Source organism: Paenibacillus sp. SJS-P3 (genome assembly GCF_056711585.1).
Map to the genome: position 1 here is coordinate 3,378,319 of NZ_CM160043.1, position 24,289 is coordinate 3,402,607.

Sequence of the window (24,289 nt, forward strand, 5' to 3'; positions counted from 1 at the left end):
TTTTACTTCTTGCTTCTTGCTTCTTGCTTCTTGCTTCTTGCTTCTTGCTTTTTACTTCTTGCTTTTTACTTCTTGCTTCTTGCTTCTTGCTTCTTGCTTCTTGCTTCTTGCTTCTTGCTTCTTGCTTTTTACTTCTTGCTTCTTGCTTCTTGCTTTTTACTTCTTGCTTTTTGCTTCTTGCTTCTTGAATTGCCGTGTTCCTATTCGGTCCGGAACCGCTCCAGAGATTTCTGCAGTGAACGCGACACTTCCTCCAGCTCGGAGGATAGGTTCACAAGCCCTTCGCTTACGCCGAGCTGCTCGCTGCTCAGAGACGCGACTTCCTCCGACGTCGCCGAAGACTGCTCCGCCACGGCGCTTACGCTGCCCATCGCCTCGCTCAGCTGCGCCTGCGTCTCGTCCAGCGTCCGGATCGCCTCCGTCACTCCGTCCAGGCTTCTCGCCAGATCCGCCATCCGAGTCTGCACGTCCAGGAAGATTCCGTTCGCTTCCCGCACCGATCCGATCTGCTCCTGGAAGATCGGCTGCGCCTCCGACAGCACCGACACCGTCTCGTCGATCTCGCGCTGGATCGTATCGGTAATGCCCTCCACCACGCTGATCGATTCACGCGACTGCTCGGCCAGCTGCCGGATTTCCCCGGCTACGACCATGAACCCTTTGCCTGCCGCTCCCGCACGCGCCGCTTCGATCGACGCGTTCAGCGACAGGATGTTCGTCTGTTTCGCCACGCTTCCAAGCACGTCCAGAATTTTGCGGATCGAGCGCGTGCTGTCCTTCAGACGGTCGACCTTCTCCGCCATCCCGCGGACCATGCCTTCCGCCAGGCCGGTCTGGTCGATCAGCGCCGCCATATGGCCGGTCCCCTGCGCCCCAGCCGCTTCCATCTCGCCTGCCGCCGCAATCATGCCGTCATTGGACAGCTTCACCTGGCGCATGCTCTCGTCCATGCCGGTCGTCAGGTCGCTGCCCTTCTCCGCTTCCATCGCCAGGCTGGTCGCTCCGCCCGCGATCTCCTCCGTGGCGGCCGCGATTTCCCGCGCCGCTCCGGCCGTCCTCCGGGACGACTGGCCGACTTCTCCCGCGGTAGACAGCACCTGCTCCGCGCTTCCTCTCGCCTGCTGCACGAGACCTGTAATCTGCTCCATCATCTCGTTGAAGCTCGACGACAGCTGCCCGATCTCGTCCTTCGAGCGATGGCGGGAGCGGATGGTCAGATTGCCTTTCTTCCCTTCGTTCATCAAGTTGCGCATCAGCCGCAGCGGGCGTCCGACGGAGAGGATGACATAGAGCCCGACAAGCAAAGCGAGAACTGCCGCAGCTGCAGCAATAATCCAAGTCATGCGCGATATTTGCTTGGCGTCCTTCACCAGCTCCGCGGTAGGCAGCATCGCGACGACCTTCCAGTCGTTCACCTCAAGCTTCTTGTAAATCGTCAGCACTGGGCCCGCCGGACTATCCGCGCGGAAGCTTCCATTTTCAGCGTCGGATGGCGAATTGAAATTGAAGGTTTTGCCTGCGCCGTCCTCTGCCGCCATCGTATCCGAGAGCACGGCCTTGTCCGCTCCCAAGAGAGCGACCCGGCTGTCGCTGCCGAGATTGATCGCATTGAGCTGATCCGAGATCAGCGATTCCCGCAGCTCGATCAGCATGACGAAAGCGTTGATGCCCGAAGGCGATTTGATGACGCGCGCGAGCCCGATCGAAGGCTTGTCGCCATTTCCCTGGAATCCCTTGGGCTGGGTCGGAATCCAGATCGGAGTTCCATTCTGCTCGATCGCCGCTTGGACCCAGGCTGATTCCTTGACCTGCTCGTAATTGAGATTGCCTGTACCGAGAACCTGAGTCTTCGCATGGGAATCGATAGGGATGAAGTTGATATTGAGCACGCCCTTGTTGGACATGGCCATCCCCGAGAGCTTGTCATTAAGGCTGCGCTGAGCGGAGAACACCCCGTACTCATCGACCGTCGAGCTGAAGAATTCCCCTACATTGGACTGGATTTCCTTGTCCGTAAGGAATTGGACCGAGTAATTCAGGTAGCTGTCCAAGATCAAATCCAGCTTGCCGGCGATCTGACTGACCGTCTCTTCCGTGGAAGCGCTAACCTTTTTTTCGATCACATTCTTGGAAATGCCATACGAGATTTGACCTACGGACAGAACGCAAACGAGAATACTGACAAAAACGATCAAAAACAGCTTGGCGCTTACATAACGCAGCGGGTTCAGCTTCATGGCAATTTCCATCCTCCAGCTTAGCGGTTGTTTCCTTAATATCGGATTCTAAAGCAAAGAAGTTTACATTTAAAATAAATACCTGTCTCCTGCGACCTCGACAGCTTATTTTTCGTCGTTCAAGTATACAAAAGACGGGCTTCCGCTGGAAACCCGCCTCATGCCGATTATTCGGTCCGGAACCGCTCCAGAGATTTCTGCAGCGAACGCGACACTTCCTCCAGCTCGGAGGATAGGTTCACAAGCCCTTCGCTTACGCCGAGCTGCTCGCTGCTCAGAGACGCGACTTCCTCCGACGTCGCCGAAGACTGCTCCGCCACGGCGCTTACGCTGCCCATCGCCTCGCTCAGCTGCGCCTGCGTCTCGTCCAGCGTCCGGATCGCCTCCGTCACTCCGTCCAGGCTTCTCGCCAGTTCCGCCATCCGCGTCTGCACGTCCAGGAAGATTCCGTTCGCTTCCCGCACCGATCCGATCTGCTCCTGGAAGATCGGCTGCGCCTCCGACAGCACCGACACCGTCTCGTCGATCTCGCGCTGGATCGTATCGGTAATGCCCTCCACCACGCTGATCGATTCACGCGACTGCTCGGCCAGCTGCCGGATTTCCCCGGCTACGACCATGAACCCTTTGCCTGCCGCTCCCGCACGCGCCGCTTCGATCGATGCGTTCAGCGACAGGATGTTCGTCTGCTTCGCCACGCTTCCAAGCACGTCCAGAATTTTGCGGATCGAGCGCGTGCTGTCCTTCAGACGGTCGACCTTCTCCGCCATCCCGCGGACCATCCCTTCCGCCAGGCCGGTCTGGTCGATCAGCGCCGCCATATGGCCGGTTCCCTGCGCCCCAGCCGCTTCCATCTCGCCTGCCGCCGCGATCATGCCGTCATTGGACAGCTTCACCCGGCGCATGCTCTCGTCCATGCCGGTCGTAAGGTCGCTGCCCTTCTCCGCTTCCATCGCCAGGCTGGTCGCTCCGCCCGCGATCTCCTCTGTGGCGGCCGCGATTTCCCGCGCCGCTCCGGCCGTCCTCCGGGACGACTGCCCGACCTCTCCCGCGGTAGACAGCACCTGCTCCGCGCTTCCTCTCGCCTGCTGCACGAGACCTGTGATCTGCTCCATCATCTCGTTGAAGCTCGACGACAGCTGCCCGATCTCGTCCTGCGAGCGGTGGTCCGAGCGGATGGTCAGATTGCCTTTCTTCCCTTCGTTCATCAGGTTGCGGAGACGGCGAAGCGGAATTCCGACCATCCTCATCACGACGAACCCGAGCAGAATGGCCACCACAACCGCGCCGATAGAAACATATACCGTCAGAATGTAAATTTTTCGCGCGTCCTTCACCAGCTCGCCCACCGGTATCGTTCCCGCTGCCATCCATGGGTTGGCGTTGAATCGTTTATAGATCGCAAGCGACTTCGTTCCGCTCTCGTCTGTGACGAACATTCCCGAATCGTCCTTGGCTTGAGCGCTGAAGGCTACCGCTGACTTCCCTCCGATTGAATCCCTGCCGGAAGCATCCAGCAGAATCCCGTCCTGGCGGTCGAGAATCGATACCGTTCCGCCGTCGCCAAGCTGTGCGCCATGAAGCTGGTCTTGGATGGCCCGGTCCTGGATCTCGATGAGCACGACATAGATCGGATCCGTCCCGCCCGGCTCTCTAAGCGCACGCGCCAATCCCAGCGTCGGATTTCCCCCATCCTGGAATCCCTTCGGCTGCGTCGGGATCCAGACGCCTTCATTGATGTCTTTCAGCGCTTCCTGATACCAGGAAGCCTGCTGGACCTTCTCCAGCTCCAGCTTGCCTGTTCCAAGAACCCGCTTGCTCAGCTTGGAGCTGACCGGAATCAGATTGAGGTTCTCCACCCCCGATGTGCCGAGAAGCATGCTCTGAAGCTTGTTGTTGAGCTCCCGCTCCGCATTGGTCCGGGCGCTGTCATCCGAGGCGTACATCGTGGAGCCGATCATGTTCTGGAGCGTAACGTCCGCGACGAACTGCAGCGAGAAATCATTGAATTTGTCGAATACGAGATCAAGCTTGTCCGACAGCTGCTTGAGCGTTGCCTGCGAGGAATCCGACACCTTGCTCTGGATGACGCTCTTTGAAATCTGGTAGGAGAAGTAACCCATAAGCAGCACGCATGCCAAAATGCCTGCAAAAAAAGTAAGGAAGAGCTTCAATCCGACCGATCGTCCGATGTTCAAGGAGAGCTTGACGGCGCTGCCGGCCTCTGCTGCAGCCTGCTCACCGCCTGTATCGCCGCTGTTGATGTTGTTCTTGTGTTTCCGCTTTTCTATCCATTCTGTCAATCGATTCCTCATCACCGTTCACCATCCTGTTCCGACCGCCGACACGTCGATGTGCGGTCGCTATCTCTTTCTTATCCTTATCGGAATGCTGGACACGGGTCTTTAGCCTCATGTCAGATAAATATTTTCTTTACCATGCTTATCGAGAGAGTCGATTCATTTATGCAGCTCATGAATATTAAAAATTCGAGATCTACTAGAAAGTTTATGGAAGATAGCAGGATCGCAATGGAAAGGAATGACGTTTTGTCAAAAAAAAATAAAAAAAAACAATATGAAACCAAAATTGCCTTTTCAGTTTTCTTTAGCCTCTCCTTTATCCTTTTCATGCGCAATCTCTCATGATTCGAGCCGATTCCGTTGCCATCCGCAAGGATGTCTTGGATCAGCCTCTGCAGCTGACATGACCGCCCCCGCCTCCTCGATAAGCCGCGAAAAAAAGCCTTCCATGAATGCTCATGGAAGGCTTGTGCCGATTGCTTTAGCGGATGCGCTTGCGCATCATATCCATCGGATGAACAGGCTGAGCCGTCCGGATCCGTACATGCTGCAGCGGATGCCGAGCGGCATCGAGCAGCTGTCCTTCCAAGTCGCGGATCTCCTCCACGGCCTGCTTGAAGAAGGTTCCTTCCGGCCCGAAGAACTCCACCTCGGTGCCAGGCTTGAAATGATTGCGCTGCTGAATGACCGCTTCGCCTGTCGCCTCGTCATAGGAGAGGACAACGCCGGCGAAGTCATACGGAGCGGCTTTTTGCTCCGGCTCGTAAATATGGTCTTCCGTGCCCGGCGTATCGAAGAAGAAGCCCGTATTGAGCGGCCGGTTGGCGGACTTGTTGATTTCATCCACCCATTCCGGCTTCAGCTCGTACCCGTCGGGATCGGCAAAGTATGCATCGATGGCCTGGCGGTAAGCGTTGACGACGGTAGCCACGTAATGAAGGCTTTTCATTCGACCCTCGATCTTGAAGCTGTCCACTCCGACCTCGATCAGCTCCGGCAGATGCGAGATCATGCACAGATCCTTGGAGCCCATCGTGAATTGGCTATCCTGCCCGCTGTTCACGGAATCTCCGTCCACGTACAGATCGTACTTCCAGCGGCAGGATTGGCAGCAGCCGCCGCGGTTGGAATCCCGGTCGGTGAAGTGGTTGGAGAGCACGCAGCGGCCGGAGAACGAGGAGCACATCGCGCCGTGGATGAACGCCTCGATCTCGATGTCGACATGGGCTTTCATCTCAGCGATTTCCTCGAGGCTCGTCTCCCGCGCAAGCACGACGCGCGGCAACCCTTCATCCTTCCAGAACTTGACCGTGCGCCAGTTGAGCACCGACTGCTGGGTGCTGAGATGGACCTCCAAGCCGGGAGCAACCCGCTGGGCCGTCTCTACGATGGCGGGATCAGCCGCGATGATCGCGGCTATGCCGGCCGCTTCGAGGCCGCGCAGATAGTCCTCCAGGCCTTCGATGTCTTCGTTGTGGGCATAGATGTTGGTCGCGACGAAAACCTTCGCTCCATAACGGGCAGCGAACTCGACGCCTTCGCGCATTTCCTCGAAGCTGAAGTTGTCCGCTCCCGATCGGAGCCCGTACTTCTGCCCGCCGATATAGACGGCGTCAGCACCGTAATGGACGGCGAACTTGAGCTTCTCCAGGTTGCCGGCCGGAGCCAGCAGCTCGGGCTTGTCCAGGCGATGGCGCTTTCCTTTGAGAAGGGGTTTATTTGCAGTCATAGACATGATGTATTCACCTCTGCTAGCTTGGGATCAATAGACTTGCTCTTTGAAGAAGAAGCCGTAGCTCAGCTCCCGGCTCGGATCCTGAAGCTCGCGGATGGCGTCCAGCCATTCTTCCTTGAACTCATAGTTTTGCGGATCGGCGGCATAAGCGTCGATTGCTGCGCGATAGGCGCGGATGACGGTCTCGTTGTACGCCGTCGTTTTCATCAAGCCTTCGACCCGCAGGCTGTCGATTCCCGCTTCCATCAGCTCATGCAGGTTCTCGATCATGCAGACGTCATCGGAGCTCATCATATAGGTCCCGTGGGCATCCTGGTAGATCGGATAGCGCTCGTCCTTGCGCTCCTCCTCCATCAGGTAGAGCCCTTGGCCGAGACGGCTGTCAAGATCCGATGCTTCCTTGCCGAGATGGCCCATATAGCTGTCTACAAGAGAGCGCTTGGAATGGTAGATGTTCGTCATTCCGTGCACCTGGACCTGAACCTCCAGGCTGGTCCGCTGCTTGATCTCGATGATCTGCTCCATGTTCAGCTCGCGCGCGAGCACGATCCGCGACGCTCCCCTGCGGCCCCAGTAATCGGCTTGGGCATAGCTGGTCGAGGTCATCTCGGCGTTCCAGTGCAGCGCCACGCCCGGTGCCGACTCACGTGCCGTCACGAGAACGGACGGATCGCCGAAGACGATCGCATCCACGCCGATTTGCGCCAGAGAGCCGAGATACTCGGGCAATGAGTCTGCGGCCGCATTGTCCATCAAGTTGTTGACGGCGGCATAAATCCGCACGGGACGGACGAAGCCATGCGCCGCCTCGACAGCCTCAGCCAGCTCCTGAAGTCCGAATTCGCCCGGCAGCCTGGCTCCGAATTTGGATTCTCCGATAATGAACGCATCCGCTCCGGCTTCCATGAGCTTGCGGAGCTCGCCCAAGGAAGCAGCTGTTGTCAAAAGTTCCGGTTGAGTGTTCAAGTGCGTCGTTCCTCCTTGCCTTTACTTCTCGCTCTGCTTGATATTGTTCAGATGCTGCTCGTAGGTGACGGCGAACAGATGACGGCTGCTGCCGTCCTTCTTCGTCACATAATAGTAGTATTCGTTCTTCTCCGGATGCAGCGCAGCATCGATGGACTTCAGGCTCGGGCTGCTGATCGGTCCCGGCGGCAGGCCGTCGCTGCGGTACGTGTTGTAGGGGCTCTCGACCTCGAGATCCTTCTCGTACAGCCTTTCCTTGGGCTTGTCCAGCAAGTATTGCACGGTTGCGTCGATCTGCAGGCGCATCGGCTTGGCCAGGCGGTTATAGATGACGCCAGCAACGGCAGCCCGCTCCGCGTCGACGACGACCTCGCGCTCGACCAGAGAGGCGACGGTAAGCAGCTCATGAAGCGACATTCCCCGCTCCTGCAGCGTCTCGTCCAGGTCCGGCAGCTCGGCAAGCTTGCGGTCGGTCTCCTCTACCATGCGGGTGAGGATATCCTCCTCGGTGCTGCCCTTCTTGAGCTCGTAGGTATCCGGGAACAAATAGCCTTCCAGACGATGGCGAATCCGGGAATCATCCGGAATCGTCTTGACCGCTTCGGCGTCGCCCCAAGTTTTATTGGAATCAGCCAGTTCAAGGAAGCGGTTCTTGTCGATGATGCCTTCCTTCGACAGCTTGTCCGCGATCTGCAGCAGGGTATATCCTTCCGGAATCGTGAAACGGATGACCGCTTCCTTCACCGTCGAGCCGCTGTTCAGCTTCTGGATGATCGATTCATGCTCCATGCCCGGCGCGAGTTCATAGGTTCCAGCCTGGAAGCTCCCGCCCTGTTCCTTGAATTTAAGGTAATATTTGAAAATAAAGGCATTCCGAATAATGCCTTCCCGCTCCAGAAGGTCGGCCACCTGAAACGGCGACATGCCCCGGGCGATCTGCACTTGCTTCACATCACCCGCAGCCGCAGGCCGCAGGCCGTTCCATATATACCCTGCGATTCCTGCAGCCGTCACGAGCAGCAGGGTAAGCAGCGTCAGTACTACCCAAAGCGTAATCCGGCTTCTCGCCGGCCCGGACGGCTGCCCGGACGGCATGCCGCTCATTTCTTCATTCCGCATCTCTATCCCTGTCCCCCGCTTCGCAAGTGTCGCCGGCCCTCCGCTTCAATCGGCGCTTTCATGACACAACCAAAAAGGGGCGGTGTCAGCCGCCCCTGCGTCAACTGCTATTCCTCGTTGTCTGTCCCTTCGAAAAGCAGGGCGTCATAGGATTCGGCCGCAAGCTCCCACTCTTCGTCATCCTCGATCGTCTCCAGCTCCGGAGTTCCATCCTCGCCAACCACGATCAGGAACATCTCCACTTCGCCTTCCTTGCGCAGGGCAGGAGATTGGAGAGCTGCATACCTGCGGTCGCCGAGGCTGAATTCCGCTTGGACCGTATAAGGAATTTCCTGTCCGCTGTCGTCGACGAGCAGAACTTCCCGGCCGAATGTTTCTTTAAGGAGCTTGATGCGCTCCGGCTGCGATGTACTCATTAACCTTGTTCTTCCTCCAGTTCGCCGAGCAAGGTATTGAACGTTTCCTCTACCATGCTCCACTCTTCTTCGTCTTCGATCGTGTACAGCTTGAGATCGTCGCCATCCTCTTCGTAACGGAAGGCGTACACCTCGTCCTCTTCATCCTCTTCTCCGCCTTCGGAGTTCAGGGGAACGACCATCATATATTTCTGGTCCGAGCCGTCAACCTCGAACTTCATGATTACCTCGAATTCCTCTTCGTTGCCGTCTTCGTCCGGAATATAAATGATTTCCGGCTCTTCGTACTGCATGTCGTCATTTGCCATCGTTACCCTCACCTTTTCATCTTAGAGTCGAGATAGTTTTGCAAAATAAGCGCGGCCGCCATCTTATCCACGACCTGCTTTCGTTTCTTGCGGCTGACATCCGCCTCGATGAGCGTCCGCTCTGCGGATACCGTCGTAAGTCTTTCGTCCCATAGGTGTACAGGTAAGTTCAGTACTTGCCCCAATTCCTCGGCAAATGCGATGCAAATTTCGCCACGCGGACCGATGCTGCCGTTCATGTTCTTGGGCAGCCCGACAACGATTCCAACCACTTCATGCTCAGCCGCAAGCGCGGCGAGACGCTGCATCTCGCTGCCGTCCCTGCGCTGCACCACTTCGAGCCCCTGGGCCGTCCAGCCCATAGGGTCGCTGAGGGCAACGCCGATTCGGCGGTCGCCGTAATCCAAGCCCATCAATCTCATCTGCCGCTACCCACTCCAGTCGCCAGCCTGCCGTTCAATCAGCGGTGATTGGCCAGATAGGAGCGCACTAATTCCTCAATGAGCTCGTCACGTTCCTTCTTGCGGATCAGGCTTCTTGCATTGTTGTGCCTCGGGATGTAAGCGGGATCTCCGGACAGGAGATACCCGACGATCTGGTTGATCGGATTGTAGTCCTTATCCACCAGCGCGTCGTACACCGTCAGCAGGATATCCTTCGAGGAAGCCTCAGGACCGTCCGCAACCACGTCAAACTTCATTGTCTTGTCCATGGAGCTCACCGCCAGCACCTCGCTTTCCTCTGGCCCCCGCTCAGGAGGTCCTTCGGATTCGTATCGAATTCAATAGAATCGGCTAAATTCTCTACTTCCCTGCGCAAGCCCCGGCCGCCCTTCGAAAGTACAGCCGGCTCCGCTTGAGATACATCCTTACTATATCACATTTGACTGCGCGAGAACCAGTTCTTCGACAAGTTTGAGCGATTCCTCCAGCTTGGAAGGGTCCTTGCCGCCGGCTTGAGCCATATCGGGCCTTCCGCCGCCTCCGCCGCCGCATACAGCCGCAGCCTCCTTGATGAGCTTGCCCGCATGGAAGCCCTTTTTCACGAGGTCCTGAGACACGGATACGACCAGATTGACCTTGCCTTCGGCCGCCGCGCCGAGCGCGATGACCGCTTCCGGCAGCTTGAGCTTCAGCTCGTCGGCGATGCCGCGCAGCGCATCCATGGACGGAGCGCTGACTTGAGCGGCCAGCACGGTCACGCCGCCTACCGATACGGCTTTGCTCTCCAGCGAGCCTGCCTCGATGCGGGAGAGCTTGCTCTGCAGCGACTCGTTGTCCCGCTGCAGCTCGCGGACCTGTCCGAGCAGCGCCTCGATGCGCCGCGGCAGCTCGGATACGCCCGCCTTCACGAGCCCGGCAGCCTGCTCCAGCAGCTCGAGCCGTCCTTCCGTATACGCGTAGGCGAACCGCCCGGTGACCGCCTCGATCCGGCGCACGCCGGATCCGATGCCGGTCTCGCCGGTGATTTTGAACAGCCCGATCCGGGACGTGTTCTCCACATGGCAGCCGCCGCACAGCTCGAGGCTGTAGTCGCCGACCTGGACGACGCGCACGACGTCGCCGTACTTTTCTCCGAAGAGAGCCATCGCGCCCATCGCCTTCGCTTCGGCGATCGGCTTGCTCTCGATGACGACGGCTGTGCCTTTCCAGATCTGCTCGTTGACGCGGCGCTCGATATCGGCCAGCTCTTCCGCGGAAATGGAGCCGATGTGGGAGAAGTCGAAGCGCAGACGCTCCGGCTCGACCAGCGAGCCCGCCTGGTTGACATGTCCGCCGAGCACGTCTTTGAGCGCTTTGTGCAGAAGATGGGTCGCGGTATGGTTCTTCACCGTATCGCCTCGCGACGTTCCGGATACGTCGGCCTGCACCTTGGCACCCTTATGGAGCGTCCCCTCCACGACGAGGGCATGATGGACCGATTGGCCGTGAGGAGCTTTGGTGACATCCTCCACCTCAAGCTTCATTCCCGGCGCGCTGATGGTTCCCTTGTCGCCGATCTGGCCGCCGCTTTCGGCATAGAACGGCGTGCGGTCGAGAACGACCAGCACGCGGCTTCCTTCGCCGGCGATGTCCGCCAGCTCCCCGTCCACGAAGATGCCCGTCACGACCGCTTCAGCCGACAGGCTGTCGTAGCCGATGAAGCTGCTTGGCTCGGTGAACTCGGACAGAGCGCCGCCCTGAACGCTCATTCCGCCGGTTTCATGGCGTGCGGCGCGAGCGCGTTGGCGCTGGGCGTCCATCGCCTGGTCGAAGCCGCCGCGATCGACCGACAGGCCGTTCTCGGCTGCGAAGTCTTCCGTAAGGTCGAACGGGAAGCCGTACGTATCGTACAGCTTGAAAGCATCCTCGCCGCCGATTTCGGCGCGTCCGTCTTTCTTCGCCGCATCCACGAGCTGCGCGAGCAGGCCGAGGCCGCTGTCGAGCGTGCGGTGGAACTGCTCTTCCTCGCCGCGAATGACCTTCTCGATGAATTCGCGCTTGGCCTCGATCTCCGGATAGTAGACGCCCATGACGTCGCCGACCGTCTCGGTCAAGCGGTACAGGAACGGCTGGTCCACGCCGAGCGACTTGCCGTAGCGCACAGCGCGGCGCAGCAGGCGGCGGATGACGTAGCCGCGTCCTTCATTGGACGGCAGCACGCCGTCTGCGGCTGCGAAGACGACGGTGCGGACATGGTCGGCGATGACCTTGAGGGCAACGTCCGTCTCCTCTTTTTCCTTGTATTTGACGCCTGCGATAGAGCAGGCCTTCTCGATGATCGGCACGAACAGGTCGGTGTCGAAGTTGGAGTCGACATCCTGAAGAATGGAGGCGAAGCGCTCCAGTCCGGCGCCGGTATCGATGTTCTTGTTCGGCAGCGGCGTGTAGCTGCCGTCCTTGTTCAGGTTGTACTGAGTGAACACGAGGTTCCACACTTCCAGGTAGCGCTCGTTCTCGCCGCCGGGATAGAGCTCGGGATCGGAAGGATCGTTGCCGTACTTCTCGCCGCGGTCGTAGAAGATCTCCGTGCAAGGTCCGCATGGCCCTTCGCCGATCTCCCAGAAGTTTCCTTCCAGCTTGATGATGCGCTCGGCGGGCAGTCCGACCGTCTCGTTCCAGAGCTTGAACGCTTCCTCATCCTCCGGATGGACCGTTACCGACAGGCGCTCCGGATCGAAGCCGATCCATTCCTTGGAGGTCAGGAATTCCCATGCCCAGACGATGACTTCATCCTTGAAGTAGTCGCCGATCGAGAAGTTGCCGAGCATTTCGAAGAAAGTATGGTGGCGGCGGGTTTTGCCGACATTCTCGATATCGTTCGTACGGATGCATTTCTGCGCGTTCGTGATGCGCGGATTGTCCGGAATCTGGCGTCCGTCAAGGTAAGGCTTGAGCGGAGCGATGCCTGCGTTGATCCACAGCAGGGAAGGGTCGTTATGCGGCACGAGCGAAGCGCTCGGCTCGACTTTGTGGCCTTTGCTTTCAAAGAATTTCAGCCATTTGGAACGGATTTCTGCAGCTTTCATCGGAAATTCCAGCCTTCCACTAGGGATTTTGGTCAATTCGTCTTGCTTGCGGATAAGCCTTGAAAAACATAAAAACGCCCCTGTCAGCCGACAGGGACGATTCATATCGCGGTACCACCCTGGTTACTGCCGCTCTCCAGCCGCCGCTAGGGCTTCAGAAGGGGCAATCTCCTTGTATGCGGAAGATAACGGCGCCGCTGCCGGTGGAGTTCATCCACGCTCCGAGACCAGCTTCGGCACGCTCTTCGGCACGGGGATTCTTGCAGCCGACCGGCGTCTGGCCGGAAGGAATCCTCTCTCTGAATGCCGGGCTGCGGCTTACTTGTCGTCTCATCAACGCTGTGCGTATAGAAGCTGAAAATAGACCTATATGCCATACATTATAAGAAAAAAAGAATCTTTTGTCAAATTCGCATTCCCTTGAATCAGACGGTACGCCGCCTGATGTAGTAAGCGAACAGATGCTGGAGGATGACCTTCAGCGCAGCGAAGACGGGAACGACCAGAATCATGCCGACGATGCCGGCAAGCTCTCCTCCGACCAGCAGAGCGAAAATAATCGACAGCGGGTGCATATGGAGCGTCCTGCCCACGACCTGGGGAGAGATGACGTTGCCCTCCAGAATCTGGCACAGCGTGTTGACGACGACGACGAGCAGCATCATTTTGACCGATACCGTGGATGCCATCAGCAGCGCCGGCGCAGCCCCGATGAACGGGCCCAGATAAGGAATGATGTTGGTTACGGCGACAATCGAGGCCAGCAGCAGCGCATAAGGCATTCCGATGATCAGATAACCGGCATAGGCCAGCAGTCCGACGATGACGCATACGAGAAACTGTCCGCGGATATAGCTTCCAAGCGCCTCGTCGATGTCCTTGAACATCCGGACCAGATGCTTGCGGTGGGCTTTGGGCATGTAGGTGACGACGGTCCGCTCCATGACGTCGAAGTCCTTCAGCATATAAAAAATGAGAAAAGGAATGATGAACGCCAGAAAAACGACATTCAGCATCGCTCCGATATTGTTCAGGAAATCGGCGATCGTTTCCGTCAGCTTCTTCTCCATCGTGACCAGCGCGCGCTCGATGCCGTTGCGCAGGCTGTCCGGCAGGAAGGAGGTGTTGTTGAAATCCTCCACCATGCCTTTGGCTCTCATCGTAAGCTCGGGCGCATGCTCTCCGAGCTCCTGCACCTGGCCGGCCACCATCGGAATGAGATTCATCAGGATGACGGCGAGGGCGGTGCAGAACACGGCGTAGATGAGCAGGACGGCGATCGTGCGCGGCACCCGCCTGGCGCTGAGCAGGCTGACGACGGGATGAAGCACGTACGAGATGACCATGGCGATGAGGAAAGGGGTCAGCACCGCGCGGACGAACCGGTACGCATCCATCAGCATCGGCTTGATGAGAAGCAGCAAAAACAGGGCCAGCAGCCCTAGAATGATGTATATAAGCGTCATCAGGACGCGGTTCTGCCTCAGCTTGTCCATGTTGCCGTCCTCCCTTGGCGCCTTGCCCGGACCGGGAGCGATGCCTAAAGGGCCTGTCTTCCCCGGCAGGTCGTTACAGTATATGTCCTTCTGGCGCCTTCCATACCTTTCCCGCTCAGCCAAGCAAGCAGAGCCGGTGACGGCGCTTGACGGCTCCCCGGCCGAGGATGGATGCATGCAAAACCTTGCCCGCGCGGCAGGAGGCAAGATTCGGGCATCCCAGGGCCAGGAGGCATCCCGCTGCAGGGTACTCCCTATAATCCAAAAAACCGCCAAAAAGCAAAAGCCCCTGCAGCGCGAAGCGCTCAGGGGCATGGATTCCGGTTGGACAGGCCGTCAGTTGGCGTGAAGCTCCGAAGAGGCGATATCCTCTTCGAAGAACAGATCGTCGAGCGAGCTCAGCGTGCCGTCTTCCTCAACCTGGTAGACGCTCATCTTGTCGCCGTTCACCGTCAGCTCGATGTAGCAGCTCCAGCAATAGAACTGATGCGAGCCGATTTTGCCGATATCTCGGGAATTGCAGTTGGGGCATTTCATTGTCATTGGTCATTTCTCCCTACATGTACGGATCGGAAGCTGCGACGCGCTCCAGGGAACTCTCATCCATCGTCGGGACGATGATCGCATCTTCGCCAAGCAAGAAGACGTCGGAATCCCGGGGCGCTCTCAGCCATCTCCGTCCATCCATGAGATCGGAGACAAATCCGTCCGTCAGTTCAAAACCTACTAACTGTGTACCCATGAACGGGTCGATATAAACATCGGACACTCGTCCAAGCTGGCTGCCGCCTGCCGTGACGACCGGAAGATCCTTCAGCCGCACGCATCCGTTCAGGAAAGAACGCTGCGCGATGGACACGCTCGCCGTGCGGACGGATTCCTTGCCTCGGATGAAGACGCAGTCTTCGCCGCAGGTAAGCACCTCGTCCCAGAGAACGGTCCGGACGGTCCGAGGCTTCCAGCACCAGCCGTCCAGGACGAATCCCTTCAGCTTCCAATGCTCGTCAAACCAGACATCCTTGATGCGTCCGGCCATCCGGCCGGTATGGGAGATCAGGACAGGCAGTCCGATGATATGCTGAAGCTTCATCACGGGATCGGCCGGAGTCGCCATGCGGCATCCGCCTCCTAAGAAGAATTACGATTACGGCGCAGAAAAGTTTCAACCTTTCGCGCGGCCCTCGCCATTTCCTCCTTAGTATTGCCCAATCCGAAGCTGAATCTAATCGCAGTCTGCAGACGCTCCTGCGGAAGCCCCATCGCCTGCAGCACATGGGAAGGCTCCAGCGCCCCCGCCGTGCAGGCGGAGCCCGCCGAAGCGGCGATTCCCGCCAGGTCGAGGTTCATGAGCAGCGCTTCGTTGTCCAATCCGGGAAAGCTCAGGTTAACGATCCCCGGCACCCGCTTCCCTTCATGTCCATTGACGACGACTCCCCCTTGGGCAGCCTCCTCCATGAGAGAAATCCATTCACGACGAAGCTCGTCGAGACGAAGAGCATCGGATTCCAGCTTGGCCGCAGCCAGCTTGGCGGCTTCGGCGAACCCGGCGATGCCGGCCAGATTCTCCGTGCCGCCGCGGCGCTTCTTCTCTTGGGAACCCCCCACGAGAAGCGGATGAAGGAAGGTTCCTTGGCGGACGAACAAGGCGCCAGTGCCATGCGGCCCGTTGATCTTGTGGGCCGTGACGGAGAGGAGCTGGACGGGAAGGACCGCCAGATCAATCGGCAGCTTGCCGTAGGCTTGCACCGCATCGGTATGGAAAGGCACGCCTGCCGTGCCGGCCAATCCGGCAAGCTCGGCGATCGGCTGCACCGTACCCGTCTCATTGTTCGCGTAAATGATGCTCACGAGTCCCGTATCCGGCCGCAGCGCTTCCTTGAGGTCCTCTGCGGATACGAGGCCGAATTCGTCAACGGGCAGGTACGTCACCTCGATGCCTGTCCGCTCCAGGCGCTCGCATTCCCTGAGCACGGCATGATGTTCCACCCGGCTTGTGATCAGATGGCGCTTGCCTGCCGCGGCCTGGGCCTCCATGACGCCGCGGACAGCCATATTGTCGGCTTCCGTCCCGCCGGAGGTGAAGACGATCTCGGCAGGCTTGCAGCCCAGCGTAGCCGCGATGGCTTCGCGGGAATCATTGACGAGGCGCCGCGCATCCCTGCCGTAGCTGTGGATGCTGGAGGCATTGCCCGGCGGCCCCTGCATGACGGCCAGCATCGCTTCAGCGGCAAGCGGATGCAGCGGGGTCGTCGCCGCATGGTCGTAATAGATGCGTTCCATTTGCACCTCTCCCGGTCAGATATAGAACATATAGCTGTCGTTCTCGCTCTTCTCCGTATACTGGATCAGATCCTGGAGCGTTGTGGAATCCAGCACCTCCGCGATGCTGTCGCGGATGCGCAGCCACAGGTTGCGCTTGGCCGGATCGTCCTCCTCGGTGAAGTCGACAGGCGAGATCGGGCCCTCCAGGATGCGGATGACGTCGCCTGCGGTGATCGTCTCGGGATCCTTGGAGAGAATATAGCCGCCGTAGGCTCCGCGGATGCTCTTGACCAGGCCGGCGTTGCGCAGCGGCGCGATCAGCTGCTCCAGATAATGCTCGGAGAGGGAGTTCTTCTCCGCGATGCTCTTCAAAGAAATAGGACCTTCGCCGAATTTGGCGGCGAGCTCCATCATAATCGTCAAGCCGTAACGGCCTTTGGTTGAAATTTTCAAGGCTGCACCTCTTTCCCTGTTTGACAGATGTTGAAGACTAACCTTCGAGGCTGGATGGCCGTTCCGATAACGGTGAAGCCCGGAAAATCCGGCCTCCAAGGCGATTTTGCCAGAAAAAAAGCTTCGATAGCATAGCCTTCTCCACGGCCTCCGGCCTCTTGATCTCTATTCTGCAGGTTCATAGCTGCGTTGATTAATTCAAGGTATTCCCATTTCCCTGCTATGTTAACATATTCCACCCCATTCGTCCGCTAAAATACGCGCAGAATGCATGATAAGCGGGCAGGAAATATGCTACAATGGGCTTTACGCTCCCCTTGCCCTGAGTGGATGGAACACAAGTTGTCAGATTAGCAGGGAAAGAGCAAGATTGTCAAGGTGGTGGAGATAAATGGCAGCACAAACGGGAGCACGCGTCGTCGTCGGCATGTCCGGAGGAGTCGACTCCTCGGTTACGGCTCTGCTGCTCAAGCAGCAGGGATACGACGTCATCGGCATCTTCATGAAAAACTGGGACGAGACGGACGAGAACGGCGTCTGCAGCGCGGACGAGGATGCCGAGGACGTGCGGAAGGTCTGCGAGCAGATCGGAATCCCTTATTATACGGTGAACTTTGAACGCCAATATTACGACAAGGTGTTCAGCTATTTCCTGGACGAGTATCGCCGGGGCCGCACGCCCAATCCGGATGTGATGTGCAACCGCGAGATCAAGTTCGGCGAATTCCTGGCCAAGGCCAAATCGCTCGGCGCGGATTATCTCGCGACGGGCCATTACGCCCGCGTCGAGCGCGACGGCAGCGGCGTCACCCGCCTGCTGCGGGGAGTGGATTCCAACAAGGACCAGACCTACTTCCTGCATCAGCTGAGCCAGGAGCAGCTGGCATCGGCGATGTTCCCGATCGGCGACCTGCCGAAGCCGGAAGTCCGCCGCATCGCCGAGGAGCACGGCCTCGCGACCGCCCGCAAAAAGGACAGCACCGGCGTCTGCTTCATCGGCGAACGGAACTTCAAGCAGTTCCTGAGCGGCTATCTTCCGGCGCAGCCCGGACCGATGGTCGACCTGCGCAGCGGCGAAACCAAAGGACGCCACGACGGGCTCATGTACTACACGCTGGGACAGCGCCAAGGCCTCGGCATCGGCGGATCCGGCAACGGCGAGCCCTGGTTCGTCGCCGACAAGGATCTTGAATCCAATATCCTGTACGTCGTTCAGGGCGAGTCGCATCCCCGCCTCTATTCCTCCTCGCTTACCGCGAGCGGCATCAACTGGATCGCGCCCGAGCTGCCGGCCGGCGAGATCCGCTGCGCCGCCAAATTCCGCTATCGCCAGAGCGACCAAGGCGTGACGCTGAGGCTGTCGGCCGACGGAACGGCGGAGGTCGTCTTCGACCAGCCGCAGAAGGCGGTCACTCCAGGCCAAGCCGTCGTGTTCTATGACGGCGACATCTGCCTCGGCGGAGGAACGATCGACAAGGTGCATCTCGTCCGCGAGGCGGATTATCCGGAAGGCCTTGCCGTCCGCTGATCCGCCGTCTCCAAAAAAAGCCCCGCAGCGCCGATTTTTCGGCGCTGCGGGGCTTTTTCGCCTTCCTGAAGTCTCGTTCAGGAAGGCCAGGACAATCCGGCACCCGGCTCGGCGCCTGCAGCTGTCTGGCGCTTCGCGGCAACCGCCTCTTCTTCCGCTCCTGCGGGCCTCAGCAGCCGAAGAGCCACTCTTGAAATGCGCAAATGATCGGTTTCCTCGATGACGAATTCAGCCTCATCCGACATGGCGACGGTCTGTCCCCGCGTCGGCGGAATCTCGATCCGGGAATAGAGCCAGCCGCCGAGCGTATCGTAATCCTCCGAATCCAGCTCCAGCCCGAAGCGAGCGGCGACCTCGCCGAGCTGCATGAGCCCGCTGAGCGAATAGGCGGCCTCCCCCGTCTGCTCGACATCGGGCCTCTCCTCGTCGAATTCATCCTGGATCTCTCCGACGATCTCCTCCATGATGTCCTCCAGCGTCACAAGGCCGGAAGTGCCTCCATACTCGTCGATCAATATCGCGATCTGGGTTCTGCGCTTCTGCATCAGCTTCAGCAGCGAGCTGATCTGCATCGATTCCGGAACCGTCGTCATCGGCCTCAGGATCTGCCTAAGATCATGGAGGTCGGGACCCGCCTTGAGCAGGTCCTTGATATGGACGAATCCGATGATGTTGTCCTTGTCCCCGTCGCAGACGGGATACCTGGTATGCATCTGCTCCAGGGCGATGTCCCTGTTCTCGGCGAAGGGGGCTTGGATCGAGAGGCAGATCATTTCCGTGCGGGGGATCATGATCTCATGGGCATGCGTGTCCGCAAAATCGAAGATGTTGTCGACCAGAGTCAGCTCGGTGTTGTCGATCAGCCCGCTTTTGTGGCTTTCCTTCATCAGAATTCGGATCTCTTCCTCCGTATGGGCGGATTCATGCTCCGAAGCAGGCTCGATTCCGATCCACTTCAGCAGCAGGTTCGCCATGCCGTTCAGCGCCCAGATAAAGGGATACATGATCCGATGGAAAAGGACGAGCGGAGCGGCCGTCATCAGCGTCACCTGCTCCGCCTTGCGGATGGCGATCGTCTTGGGAGCCAGCTCGCCGAGGACGATATGCAGCAGCGTGATCAAGGTGAAGGCGATGATGAAGGAGACGGTGTTCAAGGCGAGGCCGTCAATTCCGAAGCGGGAAAAAAGCGGCTCCAGCAGGCGGGCGACAGCAGGCTCCCCGATCCACCCGAGACCGAGGGAGGCAAGCGTGATGCCGAGCTGGCAAGCCGAGAGGAAGGCATCGAGATTGTCCGTCAAGCGCATCGCAAATCGGGCTCTGCCGTTGCCCTCCGAGACGAGGGAGCCGATCCGGCTGCCGCGGACTTTCACCATGGCGAATTCGGCCGCCACGAAAAAACCGTTCAGGAAAACCAATATAAGAACCAGTACAATGCTTAGACTCAGCGGTAACGGGTCGTCACTCACTCATTTGCCTGTCTCCCGGCGCCGATGTTCGGCAAGCTCAAGGACAGGCGCACCTCCCCGGCATCAAATCTATTATGAAGTACTGTAGTCCATGACGGCATTCCCGGTCAAACCGCCTGCGGCTCACGATAAGTCCGTTATCGGCGGCATGAGGATGATTTGCCTGATTATTTCCATTACTATGGCTCTCAGCAGCCCCATATGACAGTTGATGCCCATTCAGGACAAGCAGGGAGGAAAAAAAGGACTCTTCACCCGTTGCCCGGCGAAGAGTCCTGCCCATCCTTCAATCATCGGTTAAATCCAGCTGTAGACAGTTGCGCCGAGCAGATACAGATTGAGCACGGCGATCAAGCAGGCGCAAGTCCACGCCAGAGCTTTGGTCGCCGGCTTGTTGGCGAACTCGCCCATCTTCTTGCGGTCTCCCGTGAACAGCACGAGCGGGAATACGGCAAAGCTCAATTGGAAGCTGAGCACCACCTGGCTGAAAATGAGCAGGTCGGTCGTCCCTTTCTCCCCGTACATGGCGGTCACGATGACGGCAGGCACGACTGCGATCAGACGGGTGATGAGCCGTCGCAGCCACGCTTTCATGCGGATGTTCAGAAATCCTTCCATGACGATCTGTCCGGCCAGCGTTCCCGTCAAGGTCGAGTTCTGCCCGGCCGCCAGCAGCGCGACGCCGAACAGGATGCTGGCGATCGCCCCGCCCATGAGAGGCGTGAGCAGATGGTACGCATCGCCGATATCCGCGATATCGGTATGGCCGGAAGTATGGAATACAGCTCCGGCTACGATCAGGATCGCCGCATTGATGAACAGCGCCAGAAAGAGGGCGATCGTCGAGTCCAAGGTAGCGAAGCGGATCGCTTCGCGCTTGCCGAGCGGAGTCTGTTCGAATTTCCTCGTCTGGACGATGGAAGAATGCAGATACAGATTATGCGGCATGACGGTAGCTCCCAGGATGCCGATCGCGATGTAGAGCATGGCCGGGTTGGAGACGATTTCCGCCCGGGGGATGAAGCCCTTCATGACATCGGCCATGACCGGCTGCGCCCAGAGCAGCTCGATCAGGAAGCAGAGGCCGATCGTGCCGATCAGCGTAATGACAAGCGCCTCCATGTAGCGGAAGCCTTTGTTCTGCAGCATCAGGACGATGATGACGTCGAATGCCGTCAGGATGACGCCCCACAGGAGCGGCATGCCGAATAGAAGATTGAGGGCGATGGCGGTGCCGATCAGCTCCGCCAGGTCGCAAGCCGCGATCGCCAGCTCGCACAGCACCCACAGCATGACGGATACAGGCTTGCTGTAATGGTCGCGGCACGCCTGCGCCAAATCCCTGCCGGTGACGATGCCGAGCTTGCCGGCCAGCGCCTGCAGCAGGATCGCGATGAGATTGGACAGCAGGACGACCGACAGCAGCGTATAGCCGAACAGCGAGCCTCCGGCCAGGTCCGTCGCCCAGTTGCCGGGATCCATATATCCGACTGCAACCAGATAACCCGGTCCCATAAAGGCGAGCAGCTTCCGGAACCATCCGCCCTTCGTCGGAACGCTCAGGGAGCCGTTCACTTCTGCGAGCGAAGGCCTGCCAGATGCGCGGTTCCAGCCTTTATCCCGGGAAGGGATCAGGGCGCTTTCCTCATTCATGATGTCTCTCCTCCTAAACTTGTATCTATCCATATATGTTGACTCAGGGAAACTTTTGAGGCAAAAAAAAGAGCCATTCGATCTTATTCCTGTTTTACTTGTATATGAACCCAACTCCGCAAATGTTCCTATGCTTAAATCTTAGCACTAACCTTTTTAATTGAATAGCCCTTTTTTTCCGTTTCGAAACACCAGGAACAAAAAAGGAAAGACCGGAATTCCCGGTCTCTCCTTTTCCGTTCCTTTCGCTCTGACTTTTCCGGCTCGGATGGCGTTCACCGAGTCCCTGCTTGCCGAAGCGTATCGACGGCCGCAGCCACTATCCTGGTCGAATGAAATCGGACCCTCGGCGGCCGCCTTTGGAGGCTGTCTGAACATGGTCCGCATGTAGGAGCCGTCCAATCGGACCGTCTCTATTTATGACGCCTTTCCTGGTTCTGGCGGATCTTGTCCTCCATGCCCTGGCGGGTCGCTTTATACACGGACGAACCGGCCAGCCGATCCGGGTAATACTGCTGCACGACGTAGTGGCCTGGGAAATCATGCGGGTATTTGTACCCTTCGTGGCCGAGCTTCTCGGCGCCCTTGTAGTGGGTATCCCTCAAGTGCATCGGCACGTCCGCCGTCCCTACCGCTTCGATCTTCTGTGTCGCTCTGGATATCGCCATGGCGGCAGCGTTGGACTTGGGGCTCTCGACGGCAAAAAGAATCGCTTGCGCCACATTGTACTTGGCTTCCGGCCAGCCGATCTTGTGATAGGCGTCCATGCTCGTCACGGCCTGCACCATCGCCTGCGGATTCGCAAGTCCGATATCCTCGCTGCAAGCGACGATCAGCCTGCGGATGAACACCATCGGGTCCATCCCGAGCTTCTCAACCGCGTACAGAAACCAGAACAAGGCCGCATCGCTCGATCCCCGGATGCTTTTGTGAAAGGCCGACAGCACGTCGTATTGTGTCGATTCATCCGCTTGGACGGCCCGGCTGCGGATCGATTCCTGGGCGACCTCCAGCGTGACCACGACCGTGCCGTCCGGCTCCGACGGGGTCGTCACGGCCGCCAGCTCAAGGGCGTTGAGCGCGCGGCGGATATCTCCTCCCGCCATGCCTGCGATATGCTCGAGAGCTTCCTGCCGCACATCCAGCTTCATGAATCCGAGCCCGCGCTCCTTGTCCGCGATCGCCCGGGACATCGCCTCCAGCGCATGCCTGCTCTCCAGCGCGTGGAGACGGAACAGCGTCGAGCGGGACAGCAAGGCGCCGTTGACGGAATGAAACGGATTTTCGGTCTTATATATACGGTATTTCGAGAAAATAGATTTATAGAATAAAATGTGATAAAATATCAGTAATCATAAGGAAAGTTGACTATATCAATAATTCTCCAATACTAGTATTGGAGAATTATTGATATTAAGAAATATATGCATGCTTTCCTGATCTGGACAATTTGGAGGAAAACAATTGAATCTATTTGCTCTCACTTCTATACTTTTATATATACGACTAGAGGGGTTAAAGGAGAAGAAAAATGCACCCGAATAAAAATTTTGTTTTTGTGACCAGAGAAGTGAAAACAACAATCGCTAATGGTCGAACTGTCAGTTATATGTCTATTGCCCTGCAAGACAAAAGAGACCAGTTTCTTATTACCCACCCTGTAACAGATTTTATCCGTTCAAGATATGCAGGATTAAACAATAACAACACTCAGAAGGCTCCGGCAGAAGCAATAAAACGTTTCTTGAATTGGTTGTTGATCGAGCAGAGTGAAAAGTATGAATTGAAATCATATGAGGATCTTGGCATTCATCATGGAAAAGATTATTTAGAGCATTTAGGGATGGTAAGGAATAACAAACGTTCTACGGTTATGGCTGCTGATCGTTATTTAACTGAATTTTATTACTTCCTACATAAAAAAAGGGTAATCCCCATTGAAATTCAGATGAAACGAAACATGGCAGGAAATGAAGTTCCAGTATCTCCTTTTATTGAAGCAGGGGTTTCTTTTCCAGAGGAGGATAAAGCGGAGATCACAAAGATTACCGACTTCCCCGATCTGAAATTAATTCCAATGTTCATTGACACCGCTATCGAAGTAGCACCTGAAATAGCATTCGGCATTTACGTTCAATTGTTCGGAGGAGTAAGGAAAGGCGAGGTTGTTAATCTCAGCAGAGGAAGCATAATAGCAAAAGGTAGCTACGGAAGTAAAGGATTAAAATTAATTATTAAAGACAGACCTGAACTCTTCAATCGATTGTCGGATTTAAGTAAAAACAGAGTCAAGTCTCCACGTACTCAACCGGTACAGGTCATATCGACATTACCAATTCTGTATAAGCATCTTCTCGAAAGATTAGACCAAAAGAAAAGCGGCAATCCTGCACAGCCCCTTTTCCTAGATGAAAATAACGATGCTATGAGCGGAGCTGTTTATGAGAAGCGTTTTAAGAGAGTTAAAGATGCTTTTATTAACAAGCTCACGAAAATGAATTCACCACATCTTCATCTCATAAAAAAATACAACTGGAGCACCCACATCGGACGAGGTATATACACTAATTTAATGGCACGATTTGTGAAGTCGCCTATGGAGCTAGCCTTGCTCAGAGGAGACAAATCACTGGATGCTGCACTGAGATATATGTCCCTGATGAGGGTCATTAATGAGGTCCATCAAGGACTTGAGGATATGTACAATAGTACAGCAATTGACCGTTTAAAAAGACAGTACAATGATTCGTACAGTGACCAAGACTCCCAAACGAGTAATATGGAGAGGGAGACATTGAGCGGGCAATTAATTATAAACTTGTAGGGACGGTTAGCCATA

At 57.2% G+C, this 24,289-nt stretch carries 19 protein-coding genes and 1 pseudogene; 2 read left to right on the forward strand and 18 right to left on the reverse strand.

The genetic code is table 11. The features are described from left to right. Positions 1–200 precede the first annotated feature (200 nt). From AC06G8_RS15575 to cymR, 15 genes are all read right to left on the reverse strand, one after another. Positions 201–2,237: a methyl-accepting chemotaxis protein gene (locus AC06G8_RS15575; protein WP_480283296.1), complete on the reverse strand. Its 2,037-nt coding sequence runs from the start codon at positions 2,235–2,237 to the stop codon at positions 201–203. A 167-nt stretch (positions 2,238–2,404) separates the two neighbouring features. After that, entirely contained in the window at positions 2,405–4,540 is a 2,136-nt protein-coding gene (locus AC06G8_RS15580) for a methyl-accepting chemotaxis protein (RefSeq protein WP_480283297.1), read from the reverse strand. A 481-nt stretch (positions 4,541–5,021) separates the two neighbouring features. Then, positions 5,022–6,275 carry a peptidase U32 family protein gene (locus tag AC06G8_RS15585; protein ID WP_480283298.1) on the reverse strand — a complete coding sequence of 418 codons (1,254 nt, stop codon included), beginning with the start codon at positions 6,273–6,275 and terminating at the stop codon, positions 5,022–5,024. A gap of 27 nt (positions 6,276–6,302) precedes the next feature. Next, the gene (locus AC06G8_RS15590) at positions 6,303–7,241 is read right to left on the reverse strand and encodes a peptidase U32 family protein (RefSeq protein ID WP_480283299.1); all 939 of its coding nucleotides are present in this window, start codon (positions 7,239–7,241) and stop codon (positions 6,303–6,305) included. A gap of 21 nt (positions 7,242–7,262) precedes the next feature. Beyond that, positions 7,263–8,360: an endolytic transglycosylase MltG gene (mltG, locus tag AC06G8_RS15595; RefSeq protein WP_480283300.1), complete on the reverse strand. Its 1,098-nt coding sequence runs from the start codon at positions 8,358–8,360 to the stop codon at positions 7,263–7,265. A 107-nt stretch (positions 8,361–8,467) separates the two neighbouring features. Continuing rightward, positions 8,468–8,776 carry a DUF1292 domain-containing protein gene (locus AC06G8_RS15600; protein ID WP_447664419.1) on the reverse strand — a complete coding sequence of 103 codons (309 nt, stop codon included), beginning with the start codon at positions 8,774–8,776 and terminating at the stop codon, positions 8,468–8,470. Beyond that, positions 8,776–9,084, reverse strand: coding sequence for a DUF1292 domain-containing protein (locus AC06G8_RS15605; RefSeq protein WP_048745156.1), 309 nt, complete (start codon positions 9,082–9,084; stop codon positions 8,776–8,778). Before AC06G8_RS15605 ends, AC06G8_RS15600 begins: the two co-directional genes overlap by 1 nt. 8 nt (positions 9,085–9,092) lie before the next feature. Next, positions 9,093–9,506 (reverse strand): Holliday junction resolvase RuvX, encoded by a 414-nt coding sequence (gene ruvX, locus AC06G8_RS15610; protein ID WP_021878637.1) that lies wholly within the window; start codon positions 9,504–9,506, stop codon positions 9,093–9,095. Between the two features lie 38 nt (positions 9,507–9,544). Beyond that, positions 9,545–9,805 carry an IreB family regulatory phosphoprotein gene (locus tag AC06G8_RS15615; protein ID WP_048745194.1) on the reverse strand — a complete coding sequence of 87 codons (261 nt, stop codon included), beginning with the start codon at positions 9,803–9,805 and terminating at the stop codon, positions 9,545–9,547. Positions 9,806–9,955: 150 nt separating this feature from the next. Next, a complete protein-coding gene (gene alaS, locus AC06G8_RS15620) occupies positions 9,956–12,592 on the reverse strand; it encodes an alanine--tRNA ligase (protein WP_480283301.1) in 2,637 nt (878 codons plus the stop codon). A 425-nt stretch (positions 12,593–13,017) separates the two neighbouring features. Beyond that, positions 13,018–14,088, reverse strand: a complete 1,071-nt coding sequence (locus AC06G8_RS15625; protein WP_447664421.1) for an AI-2E family transporter — start codon at positions 14,086–14,088, stop codon at positions 13,018–13,020. Between the two features lie 336 nt (positions 14,089–14,424). Next, positions 14,425–14,625 (reverse strand): hypothetical protein, encoded by a 201-nt coding sequence (locus AC06G8_RS15630; protein WP_076356814.1) that lies wholly within the window; start codon positions 14,623–14,625, stop codon positions 14,425–14,427. A 19-nt stretch (positions 14,626–14,644) separates the two neighbouring features. Continuing rightward, the gene (locus AC06G8_RS15635; RefSeq protein ID WP_447664422.1) at positions 14,645–15,202 is read right to left on the reverse strand and encodes a PRC-barrel domain-containing protein; all 558 of its coding nucleotides are present in this window, start codon (positions 15,200–15,202) and stop codon (positions 14,645–14,647) included. Between the two features lie 14 nt (positions 15,203–15,216). Continuing rightward, the gene (locus AC06G8_RS15640) at positions 15,217–16,368 is read right to left on the reverse strand and encodes a cysteine desulfurase family protein (protein WP_447664423.1); all 1,152 of its coding nucleotides are present in this window, start codon (positions 16,366–16,368) and stop codon (positions 15,217–15,219) included. Positions 16,369–16,383: 15 nt separating this feature from the next. Next, positions 16,384–16,803, reverse strand: coding sequence for a cysteine metabolism transcriptional regulator CymR (cymR, locus tag AC06G8_RS15645; RefSeq protein ID WP_048745159.1), 420 nt, complete (start codon positions 16,801–16,803; stop codon positions 16,384–16,386). A gap of 391 nt (positions 16,804–17,194) precedes the next feature. On the opposite strand from cymR, the gene mnmA reads away from it, so the two are divergent. Further along, positions 17,195–18,331, forward strand: a complete 1,137-nt coding sequence (gene mnmA / locus AC06G8_RS15650; RefSeq protein WP_447664424.1) for a tRNA 2-thiouridine(34) synthase MnmA — start codon at positions 17,195–17,197, stop codon at positions 18,329–18,331. A 77-nt stretch (positions 18,332–18,408) separates the two neighbouring features. Here the strand turns inward: mnmA and AC06G8_RS15655 are convergent, their stop codons facing one another. The 3 genes and pseudogenes from AC06G8_RS15655 to AC06G8_RS15665 form a co-directional block, all read right to left on the reverse strand. Further along, the gene (locus tag AC06G8_RS15655; protein ID WP_447664425.1) at positions 18,409–19,797 is read right to left on the reverse strand and encodes a hemolysin family protein; all 1,389 of its coding nucleotides are present in this window, start codon (positions 19,795–19,797) and stop codon (positions 18,409–18,411) included. A gap of 297 nt (positions 19,798–20,094) precedes the next feature. Further along, positions 20,095–21,450, reverse strand: a complete 1,356-nt coding sequence (locus AC06G8_RS15660) for an Nramp family divalent metal transporter (protein ID WP_447664426.1) — start codon at positions 21,448–21,450, stop codon at positions 20,095–20,097. A 413-nt stretch (positions 21,451–21,863) separates the two neighbouring features. After that, positions 21,864–22,739: pseudogene (locus tag AC06G8_RS15665) on the reverse strand (AAA family ATPase); the annotation flags it as partial. 242 nt (positions 22,740–22,981) lie between these two features. Between AC06G8_RS15665 and AC06G8_RS15670 the strand changes: the two are divergent. Beyond that, entirely contained in the window at positions 22,982–24,274 is a 1,293-nt protein-coding gene (locus tag AC06G8_RS15670) for a hypothetical protein (protein WP_268616204.1), read from the forward strand. Positions 24,275–24,289: the final 15 nt, after the last annotated feature.

Coding starts and splice junctions, on each gene's coding strand:
- AC06G8_RS15600 (WP_447664419.1), bottom strand. CDS start 8,776: ATGAGTACATCGCAGCCGGAGCGCATCAAGCTCCTTAAAGAAACATTC.
- AC06G8_RS15575 (WP_480283296.1), bottom strand. CDS start 2,237: ATGAAGCTGAACCCGCTGCGTTATGTAAGCGCCAAGCTGTTTTTGATC.
- mnmA (WP_447664424.1), top strand. CDS start 17,195: ATGGCAGCACAAACGGGAGCACGCGTCGTCGTCGGCATGTCCGGAGGA.
- AC06G8_RS15640 (WP_447664423.1), bottom strand. CDS start 16,368: ATGGAACGCATCTATTACGACCATGCGGCGACGACCCCGCTGCATCCG.
- AC06G8_RS15635 (WP_447664422.1), bottom strand. CDS start 15,202: ATGGCGACTCCGGCCGATCCCGTGATGAAGCTTCAGCATATCATCGGA.
- AC06G8_RS15625 (WP_447664421.1), bottom strand. CDS start 14,088: ATGGACAAGCTGAGGCAGAACCGCGTCCTGATGACGCTTATATACATC.
- AC06G8_RS15585 (WP_480283298.1), bottom strand. CDS start 6,275: ATGTCTATGACTGCAAATAAACCCCTTCTCAAAGGAAAGCGCCATCGC.
- AC06G8_RS15605 (WP_048745156.1), bottom strand. CDS start 9,084: ATGGCAAATGACGACATGCAGTACGAAGAGCCGGAAATCATTTATATT.
- alaS (WP_480283301.1), bottom strand. CDS start 12,592: ATGAAAGCTGCAGAAATCCGTTCCAAATGGCTGAAATTCTTTGAAAGC.
- AC06G8_RS15670 (WP_268616204.1), top strand. CDS start 22,982: ATGCACCCGAATAAAAATTTTGTTTTTGTGACCAGAGAAGTGAAAACA.
- AC06G8_RS15630 (WP_076356814.1), bottom strand. CDS start 14,625: ATGAAATGCCCCAACTGCAATTCCCGAGATATCGGCAAAATCGGCTCG.
- AC06G8_RS15660 (WP_447664426.1), bottom strand. CDS start 21,450: ATGAATGAGGAAAGCGCCCTGATCCCTTCCCGGGATAAAGGCTGGAAC.
- ruvX (WP_021878637.1), bottom strand. CDS start 9,506: ATGAGATTGATGGGCTTGGATTACGGCGACCGCCGAATCGGCGTTGCC.
- mltG (WP_480283300.1), bottom strand. CDS start 8,360: ATGCGGAATGAAGAAATGAGCGGCATGCCGTCCGGGCAGCCGTCCGGG.